Origin of the sequence: Synechococcus sp. CC9605, assembly GCF_000012625.1 — a bacterium.
Lineage (GTDB): Bacteria > Cyanobacteriota > Cyanobacteriia > PCC-6307 > Cyanobiaceae > Parasynechococcus.
In genome coordinates this window covers 1,605,302-1,628,639 of sequence record NC_007516.1, presented here as the reverse complement: position 1 = coordinate 1,628,639, position 23,338 = coordinate 1,605,302, and the positions used below count along the sequence as shown (strand labels likewise).

Sequence of the window (23,338 nt, the reverse complement as noted above, 5' to 3'; positions counted from 1 at the left end):
CCCTATCACTAAGCAAGACGAAGTAAAAAGCTCCTCCACAGGTTCAGGAATGGTCACAGCAGTTAGCTGGAAACCTGATGTTGGTTCTCAACAAGCTGAAGACATTGCTCGTGCTAAGCAGCGTGCCTTCGACGAAATGATGGAAGCTGAACGCAAGGCTAATGATCCTAATGAACAAAGATTCTGTCTTCTTGAAAATCGTCTTCAGATAATTGAGAACAAGATGGATGAACTTCTTGAACTCTATGGTCAAAAGTGATGCCTAGAAACTCTGACTTTGTATATGGAGGTCTGAAAGTAGACCATGCTAATAACTGGTCGGCTAGGGATTATCACAACCGCACACAGTGCGACCTTCAGGACGGACACCAGACACCCTCCAAAGCGCCTCAGAAAGCTCGCATCAAGCCACAAGGCCTAGGCAATGCTGGACGACAAACAACCCTTTACGACCATCAGAAGCGCCAGGCTGAACTACAGAACGCCGCCCAGCAAGACTGGAGATCAAGAGGTCTTACTAATAACAAAATTATTGATTACTAAACCACAGAACTAATGAACCTCATTACAAACAGATATAACCAAAAAGCATCCACAGCCGTCACAAAGAACGGTCTATCTATCTCTACACCTATCTACCTGGGCCTTACCAGCGACCAAGCCAAACAAATGCTCAACGCATTTCGTTCAATCGTTGCTGACCAACGTCGTGAACGTGGTTATATAGACACTCCTAGGTCTGTAGGTCAACTCTCCGTAGAAACAAGGACAACTCCTCCTACAACTCCAGCTGAAGATGAACTGGGTATGTCTGAAGAGTCCCTGAGATTTGCTTTGTTTGGTCGTAATGGAACTCCTGAACGACTCGTCCTCAAGCTCTGCCGCATTACTGGTGTCCATCTGACCACCAGGACTGAACTTGAACAAGTGTTCAGCCTTTGGCTAGACGAATGGTATCCAACTGATGAACAATCAACAACTCAACGAACTTGTAAACCAAGCCAAGAAGCAAAATCAACAAGAGCAACTAAAGCAAAAGCAAGTGCTGTTGTCGAAGCTTAGGCTTAACTGGTTTGATCAACTTAAATCTAAATATGGTTCTGTCTCTAATGCTTCTCAAGAACTAGGAATAGAACGCTCTTCTCTCTACACGTGGAACAGCTGTAAAGCGCCTATCCCTCTGAACCATATAGAGACACTCATTAATGCCGTCAGCAAATGACCCTCCTATCATTTGGAAATCAACTAAAAATAATCGTGATGGGAACTTGTCTTTTCCCTTACTTAGATGATTACAGTCACCTTTGTGATTTCTTAGAGCTATGAGAGGCCTCTGTAAGGCTCTGTATTGAACGACAAGTGCGTCTCGGATACAATCTACCCAAAAGGTATTTTGTCGTGTTTATGAGCTACAAACTGGTGTGGACTGTTATCGCTGTCTTAGGAGTGCTTACTCAGGTTCCTGGGATGTTGGAAGCAAGATCTTTCAATACTTGTGTAAGAAATAAAATCAGTCGTGATGAAGGCAACAACGCGCGCAAAGAGAGAGTTAAACGCGACATTCAAATGTATGCTCACAGCTTTTGTAATGGCGGATACCCATAAAAAATGGCAGAAATCTCTGAACCCTATTATCGTTAGAGCAGGGACGTGATTTGACCCCTATGGGTGGTTCCGATTCTCTGAAATTACGCATGCTGCATACCCTCCTTATTGAGAATGACCGCTGGTCCAACTGTTGGTCTAACTGACAGGCAGGCTATGACTGGGTTTGTCCAGTCCACACAAGACTTGATAGCGCATTTAGACGCACTTGCAGGGTCGAGCAGGGTTAACACCGCATTCACCTGCTGCTGATGGAGCAGGGGTGTGGCCGGACCAGGCAGACGCGGATGTCACGCACCTTTCTCAGGAATCTGTCGGCTTTTCCTTTTTATATCAACCATACAACTATCAATTTGAATTAATTAAAAATGTATTACTACTACAAGCCACAACTGAAAATCAAAGATGGTGCAGCAACGGCTGACTACAAGTCACTGATTCGGCGTTCACTTGCCACGCCAGCCGCTGAGCAGCAAAGTCTGTTCGATCGTAAACATAGCAAGAAAAATAAGAGCGAGAGCTTTTAGCATCAGGCGCAACAGATAGTTCTGTTCATTCTCGCTGGACTTCTTCTAGTTCTACAGTCCTGACATCATCCTTTGTCCTTCCAAACTCAATCCCTGCTATGGCTGCCTTCATTGCTTGGCTTCTGACAGGCAGCTGTGCATATACCCTCAGCATCATTTGAGCTGAGTGTCCAAGGCTCTTGGCTGCTACTGCAACATCTACACCAAGATGCAGTAGCTCCATTGCTCTGGTGGATCTGAGGCTATAGATCGTGTATGGCTTCTCACTTAGCAAAGGACCTTTGAGCTTTCCAGAGCACCTTCTCATTAACTCCAGCCAATGATGGGTGTAGTTGTTGTATTGCTGCGGCTGCCACTCACCACCATATGGACTGTCAAAGACCTTGGTGTCTGGTGTTAGTTCTACATTCCACTGAGGATGCTTCTTATTGACATATGCAACCCTTTCCTCTTGGAACTTTCTCCACCTTGCTAACACCTCAGCGCTGTTGCAGGTAACCTCTCTAGGTGCACCTGTCTTGGTGTGTAGAAGTCTTAGGTGTGTGATATATCTAGGCACTCTCCCAAGCTGTCCTTGGACATCATCAGGCAGGTTCTCAGGTGATAGTCCTTGCTCTCTCAGAGCTTGAATGTCCTGTTGTTTCTGGCTTTCACTGATCCTTCCCACATCTTGGGTCTCAATGTCCTTCCAGGTCATATTCAGGATTTCATCTGGTCTCCCACCTGACTGCTTCAACACCATCAGAAGAGACCACATCTTCCTCCTGGAGTAGAGGATCCTGTTGTTGTTCATCTGCTCTCCTTCCTTCACCCAGGCATGGACCTCCTTCACAAAGGTCATCCACTCCTTCTCATCTCTGAATGGTGGGTTGGCACTTAGATCCTCTTGCTTGATCTTGACCTTGGGTGTGATGTCAGACAGCAAGGCTGCTTCATATGGGTCTATCTGCTTCTTCCTGGCTAGTGACTTCAAGAAGGTCTTGATGTTGGTCAGATGACTTCTCAGACTGTTCTTGGAGCCACCTACATGAATGGTGAACCCATCTAGACATCCAACTTTGATGTCCCTTGTATAGACCAAGCCTTCCTTCTCACAGAAGGGTAGGAAGTGCAGGTCAAGGGTTTTCCTCAAGTTGTTCTGTGTGCCTGGCTTGATTTCTCCTGCTTCAACCCTTTGCTCCTGTTCTTCCAGGAAAAGCTTCACAGCATCATCCAGCCTGACTCTCTTGCTTCTGCCTCTTGGCTTGTGGATTCTTTCTGCTACACCACTCTGTGCTGTGACCTGAAGAATCCTTTCTTTAGGCTTTGACTGAAGGTTCAGATAGACATCCAGAGCAGCTCTACAAGCTGTCTCAATGTCTTCAGCACCCTCAATCTTGAGAGAGTCATACCCTTGCTTCTCTGAGTTGTAGACCCTCAGGAAGAACTGAGAAGGCTTCCTCTTGTAGCTGAGGACCTCTCCTCTGCCATCAAGAACCTTTCTGGACTGCGCTTTGGCTGGCATTAGTCCTCTCCGTCCATCCTCTTGAACTCAGAAGCAAGCTCCTCTAGGTGCTCCTTGATTGCTGAGTAGTTGTCAGGGTCCTCCTCATAAGTGCTGACCAAGATGGCAGCTGTGTGGACAATTGCCTTCAGCTCATCACAGGCTTCAAGCAGGTTCATTTGTCACAAGGCTTAACTGCCTCCTGAACTTAGACCTGCTGTTAGACTAAAAGCAACTTAGACACTTAAACCCGTTAGCACTACTGGTCTAGTTGACTCTCGATCACATCCATGAGTTCCAGGTAGGCCGGTGTACCGGTCTCACCGTTCTCGTCGAGAGCCATCTTTCTGCCCATGGCCTGATTGGCGTTGTCAGCAATTACGGCGTTCACCACCAGCTCGAGGGCTTTGGGAACATCGAGATTCTGCAGCGCTTCGGCGTAGCGACGGCTGTGGCTGGGTCGTACGGATTCCTGGCAGTAGCTGGAGAGTTCCCGGCTTTCCGTCATCACCCGGTAAGCCGTCTCTTTCACGCCAGCACGCCCATAAATCGCCATGTAGAGCAGATTCACCATCGAGGCGTCGTTGGCCGGGATCGCGTACTTGCGGGCGATCTGAGGCCAATACCGCAGCGACTTGAGGCCTTCAAGTCCGCCTTTACGCAGGCCTGCGGCTTCACACCACTGCTCCAACTCCTCCATCGAATGGGGGCAGCGGCCTTGATCGCGCATCGCTTCGGCCATCACTTGCCCGGCCTGGAAGTTGCGGGTGGGGCTGCCGGAAACCTGCAGCATCATGCTGCCGCGCACATCGGCCACCATCGCCGTGAGCTGGCTGAAGGTGTGGTCCCGCACCCGCTCGAAGTCGCCATCGCGCACCAGGGTGGATTCAATCCTGGGGACGGCGTAGCCTAGCTCTGTGAGGGGAAAGGGCTGACGGTGGTAAAGCCGTTGGCGGTCGGGGCGTGCCATCGACACGGTGGCTGCCTGGTCCAGGCACTGGTTCAGCAGCAGGGTCAGCAGCGTGGGCAACACGCCGGGGTTGTCCTGATGGAAGCCATAGCCGAAGCCGGCAAACACCGAGGCCATGTTTTTGGCGGCCTTGATGAATTGCCCCTCCACGTTGTGAACACCAGCGGAGACCTGGATGTTGGGGGAGAGTTGATCCATCAGTTGGGCTCCCAACATGGCCGTCAGGGCATTGGGATGGCAGAAGTTGGCCGTGAAGCTGTCGAAGGGGTTGCGCAGAGCCCCATGGCGATGGAAGCCGGAGAAGAACGCAAGCTCAGGCTGTTGTTCGCACAGCACATAGGCGCTGTTGCTGATTGGATCGTGGCTGAAGGAACCCGCCAGGCAGGCCAGCACCACCTGCTCCCGGTGGAGCTCTTTGCGCAGGCGACAGGCTTCCTGGAGGTCTTCTTCGATGTGATTGCTATTGGCGCTGAGCACCACAAGTTCGCAGCGCTGGATCAGATCGCTCAGCGTGTTGGCGATCCGCTCGTCGCCGTTTAGGTGGCCGCCCATGTTGAGCACGGTCTCCACGTGCTCATCGTCCATCGTTGCAATCGTTTCTTCGGGGAACGCTCCCAGAAGGTCCCGGCCAGGGCGAGGGGCCAGCAACAGGCGCCCTTTGGCGTTCTGCATGGCGCAGTTGTAGGCCAGCGAGGCGGGATAGAGCCCGACGCTGTAAAAACCCACCTTGCCGGTCGAGAGCTCCTGAATGCGCCGGCGGATTGCGCCGGCGTCGAGGCTCTGATCGAAAAAGGAATTGCGCATGCGGGCAAGATTAAGCAGGGTTCTCGAGGGGGCTGCTCACCGCAGACAGACGCCATTTGCTTGGACAGTGCGGAGTTTCGCTCAGAGAGGAGTCCTCTGAGTAGACCCAACTCAATCGCTTCTCATTGCTGCAGGTGCTTTTAGAGGCCTGCGAAGCAATGCATGGTGAACCATTTAAGCAATCAAGAAGTCAGCAATTAGTGGCTATTGAATGGTTCAAATGCCCATGATCATTCTGTAATTCGGGTTGGACCTTGTTCGCTCGTTGAGGGCTTGGATTTCTGGATAAGCCGAGAGATCTTCGTTGGGATAGAAAATGGGGAGGTAGCCAAGATATGCATTGACTGCACAGTCTGCTGCGGTCCAGCAATCCCCCGCCAAAAACTGTTTCTTGGTGTAGATGTCATTCAGAGTTGACATCAGCCTTGGAAACTCCCTCTCCTTATTGGAGGGAACGAATAGCGCGATCGCTAGTGTGGAGTTGGCAAAAAGAATCCACTGACTGATCGAGGCACGGGTTGCGGCGTCATTGATCTCTTCGGCGTAATTCTCGGACAGATACTGAAGAATGGCGCCCGACTCAAACAGCACCAAACCATTGCTGTCGTCCTTAAGGGCGGGCAATTTGCCGAAGGGATTCACCTCCAGATAGCTGGTTGCAAGATTTTGACGAGATGCCAGATCAATGTTGACGTATTTGTAAGAAATTCCCTTTTCTGCCAAGTACCATTTCGGCATCGATACACGGGTCTTGGGGCCGCCGTAGAGATAAAGCGTCATCACTCTTTGCTCGCTTTCACCATGCTATCTGTTGGGATCAACCGGTGTCGTTGCGTTGCGCAAGGTCTGGTTGGACTTCATCTCAATGTTGGATGACTTGCTGGCGATCCAGTTGTGTTGAAAATGTGGCGTTTCAATCTTTTGCGTCGGAGTGCAAGAAAAACTTCTCGTTGATAACAACCTGGGGGGGCCGTGCAGGCGTCATCACGGGCAGAACTGGTTTAAACACGCTGTAATGCGCTCAAACCATTGTCTTTAGGCCTGTGACCAGCCGTGATCTGCTGATGGCATACCGCTGGCCTGCGGCGGTTGTGTTGTCCAGCCTGGTTCTGGCGGTCACGGCCGCCAAGCTGTTGAGTCGGCCCATCCCCATTGCGATTGAGGGTGGATTGCAGGTCGACAAGTTGGTGCTTCCGCCCAGTGTCACCATCCGCTCCGTCATCCCTTTGCCGGTTGTTGTGCAGGAGCAGGTGACCATCGGCGGCGATGCGCCTCTGGCGATTGAAGGGCCTGTTTCGGTGAAATCGATTGCGGGAGCTGTGACGGTGAATGCCGATGCGCGGGTCAGCGGGGTTGAGGGGCAGGTGTCGGTCACAGCAGATGATCCGCTGGCTGTACGGGCAGACGTGTCTGTCGACGACAAAATCACCATCGGCGGCAAGGTCGATATTGAGGGCAAGGTGAAGCCGACCTTGCTGCCTGTGCCGGGGCTCTGATCAGCGGTTGCGGGGGGCTTGGCCGCTGCCGACCGTCAGCCCTTGCTCCCAACGGTTGAGTTGTCGCAGTGCCAGGGCCGAGAGCGCGGCGGTGACCAGGCCGGTGCTGTTCCAGGCGCTGCCCTGTTGGATCCCCAAAAGCGCGGCGGATCCCCAGAGAAGGGCCCATGCCCAGGGGCGGGCAGTACGAATCCGTTTCAGCGCCGACGAGCAGCTGCGGCAATGGATCGTGTGGCTGTTGTATCGATCCATCAGCGCCGTGGTGCTTTGCCGCGGAGGTAGAGGTTGTCCTGCAAAGGGCTCGCCGCCGTTGCCGTTCAACCAGCGATGCAGCGCCGCTACGTAGACATCTGACGTTGTGGGCATGAAAAAACTGCGTTCCACGGCGGGGCTGCCGCCGGCTCGCTCCAGCACCCGCTCCTGCCAGTGCAGGAACACCTGATCGTCTTCCAGCACCTTGTGATTGCCGATGTGCTGTAGCCAGCGGGGCCTTAATCCGATCAGCAGCCTGGGGACGGCGGATTGGAACTGGAAGGGGAAGCGGGCGAAGAGGCGGCACTCGCCGCGGCGAATCGGAACGGCGTAGACCACCGTGAGAATTCGCCCGAAGCCCTTGGCGGTGAGGTCATGCCACATCAGCTGCGGGGCATGAAAGGTGGTGGATTGGGCGCCGAGTTTGCCCCGACGCGGCCCCTCCTCCCAGTAAGCCGTGAAGCCGCTGGCGTCTTCCCCCGTGATTGAGGCTTCCACCGGCGCGGCGTTCTCCCGTTTGCCGACGGTCTTGTGGTGGGTGAAGGGAACGTGGCTCACATCCAGCACGTTCTCCAGCAGGGTCACGGCATCCATCGGCAGGTCCCGGAAGGTGTCTTGCACCGTCCAGCTGTCGGGGTTGTCCTCCAGGGCTGGCACCAGGGGGAGCTGACTGGGGTCCGCGGCATCGGGGGCCCCCATCCAGACGAACAGCAGCCCCTGCCTCGTGGCTGTCGGCAGGCTGGCGCAGCGGGACCGACGGTTGTTGGGCTGGGTGTTCTCGAGAGCCTGCGGCACACGCTGGCACTGGCCGTCTCCATCGAAACTCCAGCCGTGATAAGGGCATTCCAGCAGTCCTTCCTCGTTGATTCGTCCTTCGCTGAGGGGCACCAAACGATGGGGGCAGACGTCTGGAAAGACCCGCCAGCTCGATGCGGCGCGATCCCACCAGATCACCAGATCCCGCTCCAGCAGCGTGAAGCGACTCGGCGTTTTGGGGTCGAGGTCCTGCACATAGCTGATCGGCCACCACTGTTCGGTCCAGGTGGGGTGCATGGCAGGAGCATCAAGGTCGCCATGATCGCTGGGCGGATGGCATGGCTGCGGTGTTTCGCGTGCCATCGGCGGTTCTGCCTGCCGCCCCCCACTGGACTTCTTACGGGTTTGGCACTAATGAGTTGCGCGACGAAAGTGCACCGCTGTTCCTTCGGCTGCAGCGACCTCCCTGAACCTCCATGCCCCGTTTGACGCCCGATCAATTGCTGCAGGAGCTCGCCGGTGCTGAAGACCTGCTGATCGTGCAGGACCTGGACGGTGTCTGCATGCAACTGGTGAAGGATCCTCTGACGCGGCGCATGGACCCGACCTATGTGGATGCGGTCGCCGCGCTGGACGGTGAATTCGCTGTGTTGACCAATGGCGAGCACGAAGGGCGGCGCGGGGTGAACCGCCTCGTGGAGCAGGCCCTGGGGGATTCCGATCTCCCCAAACGTGAGGGCCGTTATCTGCCAGGCCTGGCGGCTGGAGGGGTGCAGCTGCAGGATCGCTTTGGTGACCTCAGCCACCCCGGGGTCTCGCCGGCGGAAATGGCTTTTCTCGCTGCAGCCCCCACCCGAATGGAAGCTCTCTTGATGGAGCGATTGCCGGGCCTGTTGCCTCAGGTGAGTGTTGATGACCTGGCCGAGGTGGCCAGAGCCGCGGTGTTGGACACCCAGGTTTCACCCACCATCAATCTCAACGGGATATTTGAACTCGTCCCCGCTGATGTCATCACTCAGCAGGCCCTGCAGACAATGCTCTCGGAGCTGATGCATCAGTTGCTTGCCGAGGCTGCCGCCCAGGGCCTGGAGAAATCGTTCTTCCTGCATGTGGCTCCCAACCTGGGCCGTGATGCGCAAGGCCAGGAACGGATCAAGCCCGCTGCTGAAGGTGATGTGGGCACCACCGACATTCAATTCATGCTCACCGGGTCGATCAAGGAGGCCGGACTTCTGGTGCTGCTTAATCAGCACATCCAGCGCCGTTGGGGTGAATCTCCCTTGGGTGAGACGTTCAACGTAAGAACGGCTCCCCACGATTCCGAAGCGCTGTTGGCGTTGGTGCAGCAGCGCATCCCCGCGGAACGGATGCCATTGCTGGTGGGGGTGGGAGACACGGTCACATCCACGGCATCGGCTGATGGCACGTGCTGGTTGCGGGGTGGGAGTGATCGCGGTTTCCTCAACCTGCTGCAGGACCTCGGTGCCTGGTGCGGTCAATCCAATCGAGTTGTTCTCGTTGATAGCAGCCATGGAGAAGTGGATCGCCCCAGCCATGCCGATGGCAGCTTGCAGGGCATCACCGATCCGGAGGATCCCTTGCGGATTGACGCGCTCATGCCTGATGGTCCGGAGCAGTACATCGCCTGGTTCCGACAGCTCTCTGAACGTCGCCGGGTGGGTTGATTAGCTGCTCAGCTGCAGGAGTATTCGTTTCTCCAGCCTGGATGCGTTCTTTCTGGAAGAATCAGCCTCATCCGCATGGAGCCGGTGGCTGTTGTTGAGACCGTTTTCCCGCCCCTGAAGCGCGGACAGCTCATAACATTGCAGGTCAATCTCGGTTACCGCTGCAACCAGAGCTGTGCCCACTGCCATGTCAATGCAGGGCCCACGCGCACCGAGATGATGAGTGCGGATCTGCTGGCGTTGATTCCGCAGATCCTTGAACGGCATTCCATTTCTTGCCTCGATCTCACGGGGGGAGCACCGGAGTTGCACCCGGGTTTTCGCGCTTTGGTGCGCCAAGCACGCGCACGCGGCACCACCGTGATTGACCGCTGCAATCTCACGATCCTCAGCGAACCTGGCCAGGACGATCTGGCTGAATTCCTGGCGGAGCAGGGCGTTTGCATCACCGCCTCCTTGCCCTGTTACAGCGCCGAGAACGTCGACAAACAGAGGGGAGATGGCGTGTTTGAGCGCAGCATCAGCGGCCTGCACCAGCTCAATGCCCTGGGCTATGGAACGGGCGATCCAAACCGGCAGCTGGATCTCGTTTACAACCCGCTGGGTCCGGTCCTGCCTCCTCCCCAGCAAGCCTTGGAGACGGATTACAAAAAGGTCTTGGGCGGATTGGGGATTCGCTTCGATCGTCTGCTCACGTTGGCGAACATGCCCATCCAACGTTTCGCCAAGCAACTGGAACGCAGTGGCGACTTGCAGCGTTATCAGACCCTTCTTGAGGACTCGCACAACCCGGACAATCTGGGGGCTGTGATGTGCCGTCAGCTGATCAGTGTCGATTGGCAGGGTTATCTCTACGACTGTGATTTCAATCAGCAGCTCGGCCTGCCCTGCCCCGGTGAGGTGCGTCACCTTCGTGATCTGATCCACCTAGAGGCCGTTCCATTGGATCAGCCCATCCACACCGCCCCGCATTGTTTTGGCTGCACCGCTGGCGCCGGCTCAAGTTGTGGCGGGGCGCTCCAGGGCTGATCAGCGCGTTATGGGCATAGTGGGGTGATCTGTGAAGAGGCCTTCCCGTTGCAACGCATCTGTTTTGCTGTCGCCGCGTTGATGCTCACGGCAACAACGGCCATGGCCGGATCCCACGGCAAGCCAAAGCAGGCGATGTTCAAAACGCAGGCTGAAGCTGAGGCGGCGGCCCCAGGTTTTGGTTGCACCGGTGCTCACCAGATGGGCGAGATGTGGATGGTCTGCGACAAGCACGGTGATGCGGATCACCAGGGAGCCCACTGATCCATGACTGAAGGCGGGCATTGCGGCAGCAAGCCGAAGCGGATCGCGATCGGCGTGGCTCCCCTCGGCACCATCTCCATTGGCATCGTGCCGATGGGGGTGATCTGCATCGGTGTGGTGCCGATGGGTGTGGTTTCGATTGGTGTTGTGGCGATGGGCGTGATCAATGCCGCCATCGTCGGGATGGGATTGGTGGCGGTTGGTGTCAATACCATGGGAGTGATCACTGCTGGCCCGATGAGCATGGGCTTGATTCAGATCCGCTCCACCACCAATCCCCGCTATCTGGCCTACCCCAGTCGCGAAGAGGCGGAGGAACAGGCGCGCCAATTGGGTTGTGAGAGTGTGCATCGCATGGGCGATCGCTACTGGATGCCCTGCAACGAGCATCCTCAGTAAGCAGCCCGCGCGTCCGCTTCACAAAAGCTTCGGAAGACTTGTGTTGCTCACACCTTTTCAGAGGCTGTGTTGATGGCTTCAGTGTGCGAAACAGGGCGCACCTGATGTCACCATCGTCGCCACGCCAACGTCTTCAAACCCTTCTCACTGCCCGATGGTTGGAGATGGGTGAAGTGTCGTTGATGCATCACCGCCAGGTTCAGATCTTGCTGAACACCTTGAGACGCGAAAAGGAACTGGTGTCCGTCGAGCTGATTGAGCTTCTGGTAGCTGATCTCTATGACAAGGAATTTCGCGCTGAATGATTCAGGTGTTGCGATCTATCCCTGACATTTCGGGCAGATCGCACGCACGTTCAGGCTCGATTCAATCAACTGAAAACCAACATGGGCGGCGGCGGCAGCTCCTGCTGCCAGCACGGTTTCACTTTCGAACTCCTCGGTGCGGCCGCAGCGGATGCACACCACATGGTGATGTTGGCGGTGATCGTCAACGGCAAGTTCAAAGCGTCGCCCCCCTTCACTGAGCTCCAGTTCCTGGAGCAGACCCATGTCGGCCAGCAGGCGCAGGGTGCGATACACCGTTGCTAGAGACACCTTCATCTCAAGGGCCGCCAGCTGCTGGTGCACCTCTTCGGCACTGAGGTGGCAGCCGGACCCACAGCGCTCGAACAGCTCAAGAACCCGTTTGCGCTGCGGGGTCAGACGGCGCCCGTCCTGATGCAACCCCTGCTGCAGGGTGATGTCCGTTGCGGCAGGGGCAGATGACGATGTCACAGCTTCTCCTCGCTCATTCTCAAGAGTAGGCCTTAATGAGAGTGCTGTCTTGTCCTCAGGATCAGCCCGCTTGTCGGATCCCAACGGTCGCCGATGAGGACGTTGAAGGTTGGTGATAGCGTCCGCCGACGCTGTTGTTCTGGTCAATGGAAACCCACGTCCTCACCTTCACCATCACCAAGTCATTTGCCGAATGGGTCGCCACCTATGACGCATCCCTGCCACTTCAGAAAATCGCTGGCATCACCTCGCTCTACCGGGGTGTCAGCAAGGACGACCCCAGCAAGGTCTGCGCGGTGATGCAAGCCGCTCCCGGGGTGATGGAGCAATTCATCGCCGATAACACCGACATGATCGCGGCTTCGGGGCACGTGATTGAGAGCACCGTGAGTCAGGTGTTCGTCGCCAACTGATGGCTTGGCGTCCTGCCCGGGCTTGGACCAGCCAGCGCCCGGTGGCCGGTTACCGCCATTTCGAGCTGATCACGCAAGGCGGGCGTGGCCCGCTGCGATGGGTTGAGTTGGCGGCTGTGCTGGCTCCGTCGCATCGCGAGCTGGTGCTTTGGAGTGAGCTGAAGGATCCAACCCGCTGGATCAGCGGATGGGAGTCCATTCCCGAGAGCGATGAGGATTCTTCAACTCAGTGATCCACACCTGGTGGCCGCTGATCAGGGGCTGGTGCGCGGTCGGCCGGCCCTAGCTCACTTCGAGCGAGCTCTCCAGCTTGGTGGGGCCTTGAACCCTGATCTGGTGCTGGTGACGGGGGACCTTTGCCAGGACGAAAGCTGGGGTGGCTATGCCCGGCTGCGGCGAGCCCTGAGCCAACACGTGCGCTGCTCGGTGGCCCTGCTGCCCGGCAACCACGATCACCCGCTGCTTCTCGATGCGGTGCTGGGGAGACGCTGGACGACGGCTCCAGCTGATTTGTTGGTGCAAGGCGTGAGAGTGCTGCTGCTGAGCAGCCATCAGGTGGGTTCAGCTGCCGGTGCGCTCGGCTCGCTTCAGCTCCAATGGCTGGAGCAGCGCCTGCGGTGCTCGGAGCGCCTTGATCTGCCCCTGGTGGTCGCTCTCCACCATCCACCGATCGCCATCGGTGATGCCGGTATGGATGCGATCAGGCTCCTCGATCAGGCCTGTCTTGAGGCGCTGTTGCGTCCCCATCGGGCCCTGCGGGCGGTGCTGTTTGGACACATCCATCAGCATTGGCAGGGATCCTGGTCCACGCGGCCTGACGTGCTGCTGCTCGGATGCCCCTCCACGCTCTGCAGTTTCAAAGCGGTGCAGCCCTGCCCCTTGGGTCGCGCTGATGATCCGGGGGGCAGGCTGGTCGAGCTGACGGCTGATGGAGCCATTCAGCACCGGGTGCTGCGCTGGAGCAGCGTCTGAATTCAGCCCATTCCCTTCTGCGACTCGCGGAAGGCCTTGAGTTTGTCGATGTCCTTCTCTTCGTCGATGGAATAGTCCGTCAAGATCAAGGCCTTCCCGATGGTCCCGAGGGCGTATTCGATCCGGTCGAGATCGCGGCGTCCGTCGTCATCCAGTCGTGCTGCACGAATGACCTCAGGTCGCAGTTGGTCGGCCAGCTGCTCCAGCGCCGCTGCGATCGCTTTGGCCTGCTGGAGCGGCTCGGAATCACCCATGAATCCTGAACAGATGCAATCGGAAGACTCTGACAGTTCTCGTCAGAAGCCCTTGGCCGTGGGTCGCTGACTCGAGAGCGAGACGTTGCCCAGGGGTTGTTGCTGGGGGGCGGGCTGCTGCATCGCTGTGGGAGGAACACCGGGGGCCGCCACCACATTGAACGCCAGCGACCAGCGTTCACCATCCCCTCGGAAGGGCATCACCGAATGGGGTTGCCAGGCCGGGAACACATAGAACTCACCGGGCACAGGCAGCACGTAGTGCGCCATGCCGGTGCGGAACGACTGAATGTGCCAGTCCTCCGGGCCGTGGAAGCAGAGTTGGCCATCAAAACTGTTGGCGTTGATCTGTGGTGGCACCTTCAGAAAGATCACTCCGGAGAAGCTGCCGCCATGGGTGTGGGTGGGGTTGTAGTCACCGGCGGTTTGGCAATTGAGCCAGAGATCAATCATCTGCAGGCGGTAGCGACCGGGAACCCAGGGGCCGCGACCCTGGGGAGGCTGACGGTCCATCACATGGCGGATCCAGCGATCACAGGCCGGCAGCAGGTGGTTGTTGCTGAGCTCTTGCACGCCAGGTTGATCAGGCCTCAGTTCGCGCTGCTGAAGCAGTTGACCCGCCAGCTTCGCTGAAGCATCGGGGCTGGACTCAGGATGGGCGAGCACGCTTTCGCTCAGCCCAATTAACTGTTGGAGCAGAGGATCCGGAAGGGTGCCCCGAAGGATGGAGCGGGGAAACAGATCGAGAACGTCCACCAAGGCTTGGTCTGCTGCAGGCCATCGTGGCAGCCCCAAAGTGGGTGAACCGTTCATGACGATCCTGATGCTGCGCCACGCCCTACTGGTGCCTGTGCTGCTGGGCAGCTGCGTCGCTGCAACGGCCGCTGATCTTCCTGGGCAACAGGGACCAACGACGGCGCTGCTGCAGGGCGGTTCACTGCAGCTCAGCACCCGTCGCACGGCCGAGCTGTTTCCGGACGGCAACCGCATCTGGAAGGTTGAACTGCATCGCGGCCCGCGTTTGCTGGCCAGCTGGCCAGCGGCCAGTGGTGTAGCCCGGCGCCAGAGTGCTGATCGTCGCTGGAGCCCCGGCAATGCAGCCCCTCTGCCCGCTGGTGTGTACAGCCTGGGGCGTCCGGAACCATGGGGGAATGATCTGTGGTTTGACCTGACCCCTCGTTTCGATACCACCCGAAGTGCTCTGGGCATCCACCGCTGTTATCCCGGCACGGGTTGCATCTGCATTCCCGAGCGGGCTGATATCGATGCGCTCGCCAGTTGGGTCAAGGCAACTGGGATTCGCACTCTGAAGGTGGTGAACTGATCAGACAGCCTTGACGTGCAGCAGTCCCAAACTCGGTCTCGAAAAAATTTGTGAATGTCGAAAAATCGTCGCTGATCGCCCTGCAACCGTGTTCTTTTCGGCTCATGATGCGTAGGTTAGATCGCTAACGGGCTTGGAAGCCGGGCCGAGCGATGCCCGACGGGAACTGGGATTTGGCTTTGGCTTTGGCTGAGGTCAAATCCGCTCGTTCTTAAGACATTTGGGTGTGTATCCCTCAACACCGATTCGTCCGTCAACGTACCTTCGTGGTCGAATCGCTTCGGTGGTGCATCACCGTCGACCACACAACATTCCTCAATCACTACACGTCCGAGTGACCTGGAGCACCGACGTTCCTCCTAGGGCTCTTTACAAGGAAGGCAAACCATCGGCTTGATCGGATTCATGGACGTCAGCATCTGGATGCTCGTCGGATTCCTGCTGGCGGCCTATTCCGTGGTGGCGAACGACTCGCTTCAGACCCTCGGCACCTATCTCTCCTCCAACCGGAAACGCACGCCGAAGCCGGTGCAGATGCTGTTCATCTGCACGGTCACCTGTGGAGTGCTGCTGTTGGGCTGGTTCCTCAACAACTGTGATCCCACCTGGGGCCGCCTCAGTGTGCCTGGCAAGGAGTTTCCTTGGCCCGAGCCGTTCACCTGGGTCTACGTGCTTCCACCGCTCGCTGTTGTGGCCCTTACCCAGTGGGGAGCACCGGTGAGCACCTCGTTTCTGGTGTTGTCATCGTTTACGCCTGCCAACATCGGCATGTTGCTCAGCAGCTCGCTGACGGGTATGGCCTCGCCTTCGCCGTAGGCCTGGCGGCCTACGGCCTGGGCTTGTGGTTGCTGGAGCGCTGGGTGTTCTGCCGTTCCCAGGACGGCAAAGACCCCAGCAAGGTCTGGTACGGCTTGCAGTGGTTCTCCACCGGCTTCCTCTGGTGCATGTGGCTGGTGCAGGACCTGGCCAACATTTTCGTGTTCTTGCCGCGCCAGTTGGACCTCGTCCCGATGCTCATCTGCACGCTGGTGCTCTGCTTGGGCCTTTGTGTCCTGGTGGCCACCGGGGGTGGGGCGATTCAGGCCGTGCTCCGCACCAAGACCAACAGTTCTGATTTGCGCTCGGCCACGCTGATCGATCTGTTGTTCGGTCTTTGCCTGCTCTACAAGGCCTTTCTCTCCAGCTTCCCCCTCAGCACCACTTGGGTGTTTCTGGGCCTGATCGGCGGCCGTGAGTTGGCCTTGCGGATCAGGCAACAAACATCCGACTTCGTGTTCACCAACCGGGAGGGGGGCAGTCTGGCCAAGGTCATCGGCACGGATCTCTGGAAAGCTGCCGTTGGAGTTGTGGTGAGTGTGGTGATCGCCCTCAGCATTCAGCCCCTCGCTAAGCTCACCGCGGGCTGACCCCTGTGGTCAGCGCTCCAATTCATGGCTAGGTCAGAGAGGGATGGGCCTCTCCATGGCACGTTGTGTTGTTATGCCGCTGTTGCTGCCCTGGTTGGTGGGAGGCTCTGCCTTCGCCAGACCTGAGCCGCAGCTCAGCGCCAGGCAAACCATCCTCGAGGCGAATCGCCACTTGATTGCCGATGGCTGGCGTCCTGCCCCGGAAAAAACGCCAACGCCCGAGGAGCGGCGCTGGGCCTCTGTTGGGCTCGAAAGCCTTTCGGCCTGTTCCGGTACGGGCGTTGGCTTCTGCAGCTTTGATTACCGCCGAGACCTGCAGCGGCTGTCGGTGGTGACGGTGCCCAGTGAACCCGGTCGTCCGTCGGTTGGTCGCGTTGAGCGTTGATGGTGATCAGGGGTTCAGCGGTTCCTCCTGCCAGAGCGTGTCCGCACTCCAACGCGTGCGTTGATGGGGGTGGGGGCCAAGGTTGAGCCGCTCAACGCTGATCACCTGCAGCCTTAGCACCACGAAATGCTCTGGCAGCGGTGCAGTTTCAGCCAGTTGATCGTGGAAGGCCGCCGTGGGGTCCAGCGGATCCGCCGGGGTGGGCCACCCCCAGACGGCTCGTCCTGTATCGGAGAGCTTTTGCCAGCGCTGCTGGCAGAGCTCAGGTTGTTCGGTGGCTTTGATCAGCTTCACCTTTCCCCGCAGGCGGTACTGCTGGCGGGCTTTGGGGAACAACCAGCACAGTTCAGTTGCTCCATCGTTGGCGAGTTCCGTCACCTTCTCGCTGCGCTGATCGCTGAACAGTTCGAGTTGGGCTGCACCGGCCCAGCCGCGGAACACCAGGGTTCGCACCCGAGGTGTGCCATCGCGTCCTGTTGTGGCCAGTTGCACCCAGCGGGCGGCAACGGAGCGCCCCTCTCGCTGCATGGCCGCGCGCAGCAGAGGTCTCCAGGGGGGGATGGTTTCAGAGATTCCCTCAGTCATGGAAGGTCGAACAAGCGAGCCTGCTCGGCAGCAGCACGCACCACGATGGCGTGCCGCTGCACCAGGGGAGCGAGGGCGTCGTAGCCACCACCGATCACCGTTGCGGTTGCAATCCTGCGGCGCAGACAGGCATCGAGCACAAGTCGATCGCGCATCTTCAACCCCGCATCGCTGAGGGCGAGTCGGCCGAGCCGATCATCGCGATGGGGATCGACGCCCGCGTTGTAAAGCACCAAATCCGGCGCGATGGTGTCCAAGGCATCGGGCAACCGGTCGGCAATGGCAGCGAGATAGTCGTCGTCGCTGGTGCCGTCGGCAAGGGGGATGTCGATATCCCCGTCCACTTTGCGCAAAGGGAAATTGCTGGCGGCGTGCACCGAAAGGGTGGTCACCCTGGGGTCGTGTTGAAAGCAGGCTGCCGAACCATCCCCTTGGTGCACATCGAGATCCACGATCAGAATTCGCCGCACCTCCCCTGTTCTCAGCAACACCCGTGCGGCGACAGCACAGTCGTTGAAGATGCAGAAGCCACTGCCGAAGCCGGGGTGGGCGTGGTGGGTGCCGCCTGCCAGATGGGAGGCCAAGCCCCGCTGGAGAGCGAGTCGTGCCGTCAACAGGGTGCCGCCCACGGCTAGCCAGGTGCGCTGCACCAAAGGCCGCGTGGCCGGAAGCCCGATGCGACGTTGCTCCGGTCGGCTCAGGTGATCACGGCTGAAGGCTTCGTGATACGTGCGGGGATGGACGCTCTCCAGATCTCTGCGGGCGATGCTCAAGGGCCGATGCACCTCGTCGGCCTGGACGACCCCCTGCTCCAGCAGGAGTTGATGCAGCAGCCGGAACTTCGCCATCGGAAAGCGATGGGTGCTCGGCAGCGGCGCGGAGTAATGCGGGTGATAAACGACCGGAAGCGGCAAAGGGTTGTCTCTTCCGGGATGGCTCAGCCCCATTCAAGGGTCAGGCAGGCTGTTGGTGCAGCAACAGATCTAACGCCCCAGTCCCCAGTGCAAGCCTGAGTTTTGAAGAATCACTCAGATCGTATGTGCCAAAGCGGTGCCAAATGGCGTCAGAAGATTCGATCCCTTTGGCACGACTTCCTCCTGACACGTTGCGCCGTGCAAACAACACCAGGTACCGTCAAATCATCGAGAGATGTACGCACAAGTTTCTGCCTTGCCGTTCTCCTGCCAGGATCTCACTGGACCCTACCTGACATCACCTCATGTGATGTCGGTGCGTCGGAGGTGACGCGGACCACTTTTCAGGTGTTGTGCGAGCCCACGAAGCACAAAAATCACTTGCCTCAAATACATCAGAAGGGGTCGCGACTGCCAAGGCAATGCGCCGTGTGCCCTAAGGAGCGACGGTGACTGACACCTCCTGCAAGAAGCTCAACTACGTGTTCCAAAAACGCTGGAGCTGCACGATCACGTACAGCGATTAGGCCGCTTCAGGAGCCCAGCCCATCCTTTTCTGCCACGTCGGTTCTTAGAGCTTGCGCCTCTTTCTTATGCATGCTGCAATTTTTCCCGATGGTTTGTTCCAACACAGTTCCCGACCCTGAAGGTGCCTTACAACTGAGACATAACTGAAGGAGGTGCCATGAGTCGATCAAGGTCGTTCAACCGCTTTCATCGTTATTTAGCTCGGCAGAAACGCCTTGGACTGCGATCCGTCCTGCCGCAATTCCAGATGGATTTCGAGTACTACGGATCGCCCATCGATGACAGCCGCGACATCCTCAATAGGCTGAAAGGGCGTGAAGTTGAGATTGAGCTTCTGGACGTTGAGTCCTGACTGACTAAGCAACCCCAGGAGTCCAGCTCACTTGTTTTTCTTGCGTCATCAATAAAAAGAGGCAGGCCCCTCACCCCACCTCCCCAAACAGGCGCGTTGAAGGCACCACTGCCTTCTCTAGAAATGTGCCTTAGCGAACACCCCTTTTGATGTCGCCTGAACCACTTCTAAGGGAACTCTCAGCAAGCAAATTAGGCATAACAACTCAGTGAGAATCGTTCTCGCGCATCTGATTATTCAGTTGGCGCGAGCACCAACCACTGCAACGCCATCGGGAGATGTAATTGCATGCAGCGGGTTTCCCTCGACCCGCTTCTCCCTCACTCTTCAGCGCACAGGTGGTGGGCAGTGCTTCCAGCGTGTCTTACCCCTTAAGACAGCGGGCATCATTGCTGTTTGCAAAGTCGGTGCTCTTGGATACGTCAGAACGAGCTGAGCTTAGCCATCACATGTATGTCGAGGCTTCATCCATGGCGAAATCAAACCCCATCGTTGAGACACCTCACGGTGCCTCGATCCAAAAGACCGAGGACGGCCAATTCATTGTTTGCGACGGTGAAAACAACTGCCGCATCACAAGAACTCTTTACTCGGTAGAACAAGAGCTAAGTGTTATGGAGACGGGGTTTTCGTTCCATTACTCAATCGCCTTTCATCTGGCGAAGGTGGGGTAAAACCCTCTAGCTCATTTTCAAAGCATGGACCTTCTCGGGGCTTGTGATGAGATAAAGGGCTTCATCAAGACAGCCCAGAAGCTGATAGAGACGTGGGAAGAGGACCCAGACAACTACTCCCAGTTGGAGGAAGGCCTCACTGCGATGAAGGCAGAACTCGATAAGTTCAAGAATTGAATTTCAGTAAGTCTTCTTGGTGTTGCCGCTGTAGTTCATGCGGAGGGCGGTGTCCCTCTATCCGTCTCTGACGCCTTGTAAAGCTGCAGCCCTTGTTGGGCAAAGTTCAATTCCTAGCCAGACTGTTTGGTATCCCGAGCCATTGGACTTGAAACGGCTACTACTGCTCCTGGTCCCAGTAGTCTTAGCAGACCCAGCCATTGCCTTTGATGGGAGGGGCTTTGAGGCAGAGGAAAAAATGGAAGTTCCTACCGATCAGTCAAAAACAAAAACTCTTGCCAAGTATTCAGAGTTTCACCAATCCTGCATGGACATCCAGATGACCATGTGGGGAGAAGTTGCAGAACTAATGGAAGATCTGGCCACAGCGCACTGCTATTGCGAATACACCAAGCTTGAGAGCTTGGAAACTGTTACTTGGGCTGACAGGAATGATGCTGACATTGCATGTGCCAACGAAGGCATCATTAGCAAAAAGGAAGCCTTCATCTGGTGGGCTCTTCCCCTGCACCGACAACGCTTAGGAGACGAGCAGCAATAGTTGTTTGCCCTCGTCAGCCAGTTCAATCACGCTGCTTGGCGTTCCAGCCTGAGAAGGTGTCGGCGCCCCGCTGCTGCGGCTTGCTTTTCCTCTTCTATTTTCGACCGTAGAAACCGCTTTCTCTGAGCGGACTCGTAACCATTCAGATCTTGCTGTACAGCGAAATGTGTTGTGCGCTTTGGCTTATCTAGACCCATAAACAGCGGGTGGATTCCTCTTCGGCTCATTTGACTGGTTAGGCAAGTGATTCTCGCGTATTGGTCTGCCTGACCCAGCCGCTTAGGAAAAATATCTCCCTGCTGGTCAAGGATTGCGGTATTGGGGACGACATTTGCGCCTAAAAATCGATCACGTTTCGCAGCGTCACCCACTGCAGGTCTGTCTACGGTTACGGCCCATATTGCGTCAAGTCCAGAGAGACAAAAAGTTCGGGTCAACACACCCGGGCTTCTCAGGTGGTTAGTGGTGGCTGAGGTCCCTATTCGGCATGGGGTGGAGTCTGCCTAAAACCCTCGGCAGACTGACCTGATTAGCACGACCATTGATGTGGGTAGATCATTTGTCGGTTGCACGCTGCTGCGCCTTCATCGCTGAACACAACCTGGCCGAGGCCGCTGCATTAATGGGCGCAGGGCTGCACCTACTCCATCGGGATTTAATCCTGGAGTCCATATGGGTGGAGTTAGAAAAAAAAAGATCGCTAGAGCTGGTTTGCTTTAGCTTTTGTTCGACTCGGGATGTTCCAATTGGTAAAAACCTAGTGGAGTCAAGGAGACTCGAACTCCTAACCCCTGCTGATTGCGTAGGTGCTTTGCCGAAATTTCAGGCCGTTCAACCCTGGGTGGTGAATGGTGATTAAACCGCTCCTTAACTCTCTAACTTTTTCTCTCTTATAAAAAGGAGAGTCAATAGTGTCCGAGGTGTCTAGAGCTTGCCACCGCAGGGCTTTTCAGCGAAATGGCCAGTAGTGTCCGGATGTGGTCGGACATGTCCTGGCTGTGATAGCACGAAGTTAGGTGAACCAACATTGCTGTGTATTGCATCCATCAAGAGGCTGGCCCTGGTCAATGGATTCAGGACCTGTGCTTCAAGACAGAGCTAAGAGCTTTTGTCCGAGCAAGGGTGATGTCGAAGGTGAAAGGATGCAACTACAGAGTTGTCCGTAAGGCAACCAGCGAGGTGGTTGTTGTCGTCGAGAAGGACAAAGGCTCCGCTGTTTAAGCACTGCCGGACTTCCAGTCGCAAAGTGCAACACGATTCCAAAGCTCTCGTTGAGAAAGCTGGCGAGCCGCAATGATCTCATCAAGATACGTTCAGCTTGATACAGAGCATGTTCTGCGTCGAACGAAGTGATGGACAAGAGACTTGGATTAAGGAGCAGTGCTTCAAGACTGAGTTCAAGGCATTCATAAATGCTCGCATCCAATCTTTGAGTACCTACGGGCTCTATCGAGTCACGTACCAAAGTACCGGCGACTCCGGTGAAGTCCTGAGACTCTCAAATGGGAAAGCGGTGCTGACTGATGACGACCATCTGGTCGGATAGGCGCTTACGGCAACATTCGTTCTTAAGAAGCGACGGCGTGGCCGGTTTCGACGTGATCCACGGGTTTCCAATTTCGGCAGGCTTGAGTGAGGTGTTTTCCTTGCTACTGACACCTGCCGACAGCTGATGACGCAGAAATACTGCGAAATATGAGTTTTGGGCTGGAGAGTCCCAGTGTTGGCCTTGTTATGCAGGCTGCTGGTGCAGCAACCAGTCGTTGAAGCCACTGGTGTCCAGTTCGCTAATGCAGCTCTGCAGTTTGCGCAAATGGCTCAGCTTGATCTGGGTGAGTCGCTGCCCTTCCTGGGTTGTTGGCCCGACGCGGATTCGCTGCTGATTGAGCAGATCCATCTCGCGGTCGAGATGTTCCATCAAGTTGAGCAGGGAGTAGCCCTGCTTGATTTCCTGCGCGCTGAGCTGCTTAGCGAAGTGACCCATTCAGCAGTCCTTAAGGATTGCTTAATTGTCTCATGGTGAGGCGTGCTGGACTCATCAAGGCTTATTGAAAAGGGCCTCCAGGTGTTCCGGAAGCCCTTGGTCCGTGTGTGAGGGGTGTCTCGTCCCCCAAATCAAGTGTGCTGGCAGCGGCCCTGCAAAGGATGAGCAGGTTGTGGCAAAGGCATGTCCAGGTGTGACTCGGGTGTTCGCTGCCTCTTCAACCCGGACTGGTTAAGGTCCACGGGGTTGGGGACATGGCATGGGTGATTACACAACAGCGATTTGGGTCACCATTGGCCTAACGGTCGCCCTCACAGTCCCTGTTGTTTGGCAGTTCCTGCAGCCCAACGACGATGATTTCGGCGACTTAACCCGCAGAAAGTGAGTCAACACGACGCCGTCACCATCCGTTGCTGGCAGTTGACGGGTGAAACAGCTCTCGAGGACATGGTTCTCGGGGTTGACGAACGCGCTGTCCGTGATGGGATCAATGTGTTCTCGTCCGACGATTTCGATGCCTGTCTGGCCATCGTGGTCTGCCGCATGGGGCCCAACGTCTATGCGCACCTGTCGCAGGTGTCGGGGCACTACAAGGGTGACGCCAGCGGGATCTGGGACCGCAGTCGCGGCACCGGTGCCCCCGAAGGGACGGCCTATGAGATCAAACCCATCACTCGCATTCATCGTGTCCCCGAGGCGTTGATCGGCCCCGACTCCCCCGAAGGCATTGCTTTGTCACATCGGGTTGCCGTCATGCACTACCTGCTCGATATGGGTTGATTC

The 23,338-nt window shown here is 56.8% G+C and carries 30 protein-coding genes; 19 read left to right on the top strand and 11 right to left on the bottom strand.

What is annotated here, in order from left to right; genetic code table 11:
* Positions 1–49: 49 nt before the first annotated feature.
* Both SYNCC9605_RS08920 and SYNCC9605_RS14840 read left to right on the top strand, forming a co-directional pair.
* The gene (locus SYNCC9605_RS08920) at positions 50–259 is read left to right on the top strand and encodes a hypothetical protein (RefSeq protein ID WP_257928959.1); all 210 of its coding nucleotides are present in this window, start codon (positions 50–52) and stop codon (positions 257–259) included.
* A 296-nt stretch (positions 260–555) separates the two neighbouring features.
* Positions 556–1,062: a hypothetical protein gene (locus SYNCC9605_RS14840; protein WP_011364742.1), complete on the top strand. Its 507-nt coding sequence runs from the start codon at positions 556–558 to the stop codon at positions 1,060–1,062.
* Positions 1,063–2,157: 1,095 nt separating this feature from the next.
* Here the strand turns inward: SYNCC9605_RS14840 and SYNCC9605_RS08905 are convergent.
* The 4 genes from SYNCC9605_RS08905 to SYNCC9605_RS08895 form a co-directional block, all read right to left on the bottom strand.
* Positions 2,158–3,636, bottom strand: coding sequence for a tyrosine-type recombinase/integrase (locus tag SYNCC9605_RS08905; RefSeq protein ID WP_011364740.1), 1,479 nt, complete (start codon positions 3,634–3,636; stop codon positions 2,158–2,160).
* Entirely contained in the window at positions 3,636–3,794 is a 159-nt protein-coding gene (locus tag SYNCC9605_RS14835) for a hypothetical protein (RefSeq protein ID WP_156783087.1), read from the bottom strand. The genes SYNCC9605_RS08905 and SYNCC9605_RS14835 overlap by 1 nt, the downstream gene beginning before the upstream one ends.
* 80 nt (positions 3,795–3,874) lie before the next feature.
* Positions 3,875–5,389, bottom strand: a complete 1,515-nt coding sequence (locus SYNCC9605_RS08900) for a hypothetical protein (RefSeq protein WP_011364739.1) — start codon at positions 5,387–5,389, stop codon at positions 3,875–3,877.
* A 216-nt stretch (positions 5,390–5,605) separates the two neighbouring features.
* On the bottom strand, positions 5,606–6,169 hold the full coding sequence (locus tag SYNCC9605_RS08895; RefSeq protein WP_011364738.1) for a glutathione S-transferase family protein: 564 nt from the start codon (positions 6,167–6,169) through the stop codon (positions 5,606–5,608).
* 263 nt (positions 6,170–6,432) lie between these two features.
* Here SYNCC9605_RS08895 and SYNCC9605_RS08890 point away from each other — a divergent pair, with 263 nt between their 5' ends.
* Positions 6,433–6,885: a hypothetical protein gene (locus SYNCC9605_RS08890; protein ID WP_257928939.1), complete on the top strand. Its 453-nt coding sequence runs from the start codon at positions 6,433–6,435 to the stop codon at positions 6,883–6,885.
* On the opposite strand, the gene SYNCC9605_RS08885 is transcribed toward SYNCC9605_RS08890, so the two are convergent.
* On the bottom strand, positions 6,886–8,190 hold the full coding sequence (locus tag SYNCC9605_RS08885; RefSeq protein WP_041435707.1) for a Rieske 2Fe-2S domain-containing protein: 1,305 nt from the start codon (positions 8,188–8,190) through the stop codon (positions 6,886–6,888). It abuts the gene before it with no gap.
* A 179-nt stretch (positions 8,191–8,369) separates the two neighbouring features.
* On the opposite strand from SYNCC9605_RS08885, the gene stpA reads away from it, so the two are divergent.
* From stpA to SYNCC9605_RS08860, 5 genes are all read left to right on the top strand, one after another.
* Positions 8,370–9,578, top strand: a complete 1,209-nt coding sequence (gene stpA, locus SYNCC9605_RS08880; protein WP_011364735.1) for a glucosylglycerol 3-phosphatase — start codon at positions 8,370–8,372, stop codon at positions 9,576–9,578.
* Between the two features lie 75 nt (positions 9,579–9,653).
* Complete coding sequence (gene arsS, locus SYNCC9605_RS08875) at positions 9,654–10,607, top strand: arsenosugar biosynthesis radical SAM (seleno)protein ArsS (protein ID WP_011364734.1); 954 nt, start codon at positions 9,654–9,656, stop codon at positions 10,605–10,607.
* A gap of 48 nt (positions 10,608–10,655) precedes the next feature.
* Positions 10,656–10,871, top strand: a complete 216-nt coding sequence (locus SYNCC9605_RS14000) for a DUF3721 domain-containing protein (RefSeq protein ID WP_257928935.1) — start codon at positions 10,656–10,658, stop codon at positions 10,869–10,871.
* Between the two features lie 3 nt (positions 10,872–10,874).
* Positions 10,875–11,270, top strand: coding sequence for a hypothetical protein (locus SYNCC9605_RS08865; RefSeq protein ID WP_011364732.1), 396 nt, complete (start codon positions 10,875–10,877; stop codon positions 11,268–11,270).
* Positions 11,271–11,374: 104 nt separating this feature from the next.
* Positions 11,375–11,575 (top strand): hypothetical protein, encoded by a 201-nt coding sequence (locus SYNCC9605_RS08860; protein WP_156783086.1) that lies wholly within the window; start codon positions 11,375–11,377, stop codon positions 11,573–11,575.
* 15 nt (positions 11,576–11,590) lie between these two features.
* Here SYNCC9605_RS08860 and SYNCC9605_RS08855 read toward each other — a convergent pair whose 3' ends face one another.
* A complete protein-coding gene (locus SYNCC9605_RS08855; protein ID WP_011364730.1) occupies positions 11,591–12,046 on the bottom strand; it encodes a Fur family transcriptional regulator in 456 nt (151 codons plus the stop codon).
* Positions 12,047–12,192: 146 nt separating this feature from the next.
* Between SYNCC9605_RS08855 and SYNCC9605_RS08850 the strand changes: the two genes are divergently transcribed.
* From SYNCC9605_RS08850 to SYNCC9605_RS08840, 3 genes are read left to right on the top strand one after another with little or no spacing between them, the layout of a single operon-like run.
* Positions 12,193–12,459, top strand: a complete 267-nt coding sequence (locus tag SYNCC9605_RS08850) for a DUF3764 family protein (RefSeq protein ID WP_011364729.1) — start codon at positions 12,193–12,195, stop codon at positions 12,457–12,459.
* The gene (locus SYNCC9605_RS08845) at positions 12,459–12,692 is read left to right on the top strand and encodes a TIGR02450 family Trp-rich protein (RefSeq protein ID WP_011364728.1); all 234 of its coding nucleotides are present in this window, start codon (positions 12,459–12,461) and stop codon (positions 12,690–12,692) included. The genes SYNCC9605_RS08850 and SYNCC9605_RS08845 overlap by 1 nt, the downstream gene beginning before the upstream one ends.
* Positions 12,670–13,431: a metallophosphoesterase gene (locus SYNCC9605_RS08840; RefSeq protein WP_011364727.1), complete on the top strand. Its 762-nt coding sequence runs from the start codon at positions 12,670–12,672 to the stop codon at positions 13,429–13,431. Before SYNCC9605_RS08845 ends, SYNCC9605_RS08840 begins: the two co-directional genes overlap by 23 nt.
* Positions 13,432–13,433: 2 nt before the next feature.
* On the opposite strand, the gene SYNCC9605_RS08835 is transcribed toward SYNCC9605_RS08840, so the two are convergent.
* Positions 13,434–13,685: a hypothetical protein gene (locus tag SYNCC9605_RS08835; RefSeq protein ID WP_011364726.1), complete on the bottom strand. Its 252-nt coding sequence runs from the start codon at positions 13,683–13,685 to the stop codon at positions 13,434–13,436.
* Between the two features lie 42 nt (positions 13,686–13,727).
* A complete protein-coding gene (locus tag SYNCC9605_RS08830) occupies positions 13,728–14,441 on the bottom strand; it encodes a putative 2OG-Fe(II) oxygenase (protein ID WP_011364725.1) in 714 nt (237 codons plus the stop codon).
* Between the two features lie 67 nt (positions 14,442–14,508).
* On the opposite strand from SYNCC9605_RS08830, the gene SYNCC9605_RS08825 reads away from it, so the two are divergent.
* From SYNCC9605_RS08825 to SYNCC9605_RS08815, 4 genes are all read left to right on the top strand, one after another.
* Positions 14,509–15,009: a hypothetical protein gene (locus tag SYNCC9605_RS08825; RefSeq protein WP_011364724.1), complete on the top strand. Its 501-nt coding sequence runs from the start codon at positions 14,509–14,511 to the stop codon at positions 15,007–15,009.
* Positions 15,010–15,414: 405 nt separating this feature from the next.
* Positions 15,415–15,825 (top strand): hypothetical protein, encoded by a 411-nt coding sequence (locus tag SYNCC9605_RS15810; RefSeq protein ID WP_374699854.1) that lies wholly within the window; start codon positions 15,415–15,417, stop codon positions 15,823–15,825.
* The gene (locus SYNCC9605_RS08820) at positions 15,714–16,415 is read left to right on the top strand and encodes a hypothetical protein (RefSeq protein ID WP_374699853.1); all 702 of its coding nucleotides are present in this window, start codon (positions 15,714–15,716) and stop codon (positions 16,413–16,415) included. The genes SYNCC9605_RS15810 and SYNCC9605_RS08820 overlap by 112 nt, the downstream gene beginning before the upstream one ends.
* 55 nt (positions 16,416–16,470) lie before the next feature.
* Positions 16,471–16,800 (top strand): hypothetical protein, encoded by a 330-nt coding sequence (locus SYNCC9605_RS08815; RefSeq protein WP_011364723.1) that lies wholly within the window; start codon positions 16,471–16,473, stop codon positions 16,798–16,800.
* Positions 16,801–16,806: 6 nt separating this feature from the next.
* On the opposite strand, the gene SYNCC9605_RS08810 is transcribed toward SYNCC9605_RS08815, so the two are convergent.
* Together SYNCC9605_RS08810 and SYNCC9605_RS08805 are read right to left on the bottom strand one after the other, a co-directional pair.
* Complete coding sequence (locus SYNCC9605_RS08810; protein ID WP_011364722.1) at positions 16,807–17,385, bottom strand: pyridoxamine 5'-phosphate oxidase family protein; 579 nt, start codon at positions 17,383–17,385, stop codon at positions 16,807–16,809.
* Entirely contained in the window at positions 17,382–18,299 is a 918-nt protein-coding gene (locus tag SYNCC9605_RS08805) for a histone deacetylase family protein (protein WP_041434998.1), read from the bottom strand. Before SYNCC9605_RS08805 ends, SYNCC9605_RS08810 begins: the two co-directional genes overlap by 4 nt.
* Before the next feature lie 685 nt (positions 18,300–18,984).
* On the opposite strand from SYNCC9605_RS08805, the gene SYNCC9605_RS13995 reads away from it, so the two are divergent.
* The 3 genes from SYNCC9605_RS13995 (at position 18,985) to SYNCC9605_RS15545 (ending at position 20,571) form a co-directional block, all read left to right on the top strand.
* Complete coding sequence (locus SYNCC9605_RS13995; protein ID WP_011364720.1) at positions 18,985–19,179, top strand: hypothetical protein; 195 nt, start codon at positions 18,985–18,987, stop codon at positions 19,177–19,179.
* A 698-nt stretch (positions 19,180–19,877) separates the two neighbouring features.
* Positions 19,878–20,030 (top strand): hypothetical protein, encoded by a 153-nt coding sequence (locus SYNCC9605_RS14830; RefSeq protein ID WP_156783083.1) that lies wholly within the window; start codon positions 19,878–19,880, stop codon positions 20,028–20,030.
* A 148-nt stretch (positions 20,031–20,178) separates the two neighbouring features.
* Positions 20,179–20,571, top strand: coding sequence for a hypothetical protein (locus SYNCC9605_RS15545; RefSeq protein WP_257928916.1), 393 nt, complete (start codon positions 20,179–20,181; stop codon positions 20,569–20,571).
* A gap of 1,732 nt (positions 20,572–22,303) precedes the next feature.
* Here SYNCC9605_RS15545 and SYNCC9605_RS08780 read toward each other — a convergent pair.
* The gene (locus SYNCC9605_RS08780; protein ID WP_011364716.1) at positions 22,304–22,555 is read right to left on the bottom strand and encodes a hypothetical protein; all 252 of its coding nucleotides are present in this window, start codon (positions 22,553–22,555) and stop codon (positions 22,304–22,306) included.
* Positions 22,556–22,936: 381 nt separating this feature from the next.
* Here SYNCC9605_RS08780 and SYNCC9605_RS08775 point away from each other — a divergent pair, with 381 nt between their 5' ends.
* Positions 22,937–23,335 (top strand): hypothetical protein, encoded by a 399-nt coding sequence (locus SYNCC9605_RS08775; RefSeq protein WP_011364715.1) that lies wholly within the window; start codon positions 22,937–22,939, stop codon positions 23,333–23,335.
* Positions 23,336–23,338: the final 3 nt, after the last annotated feature.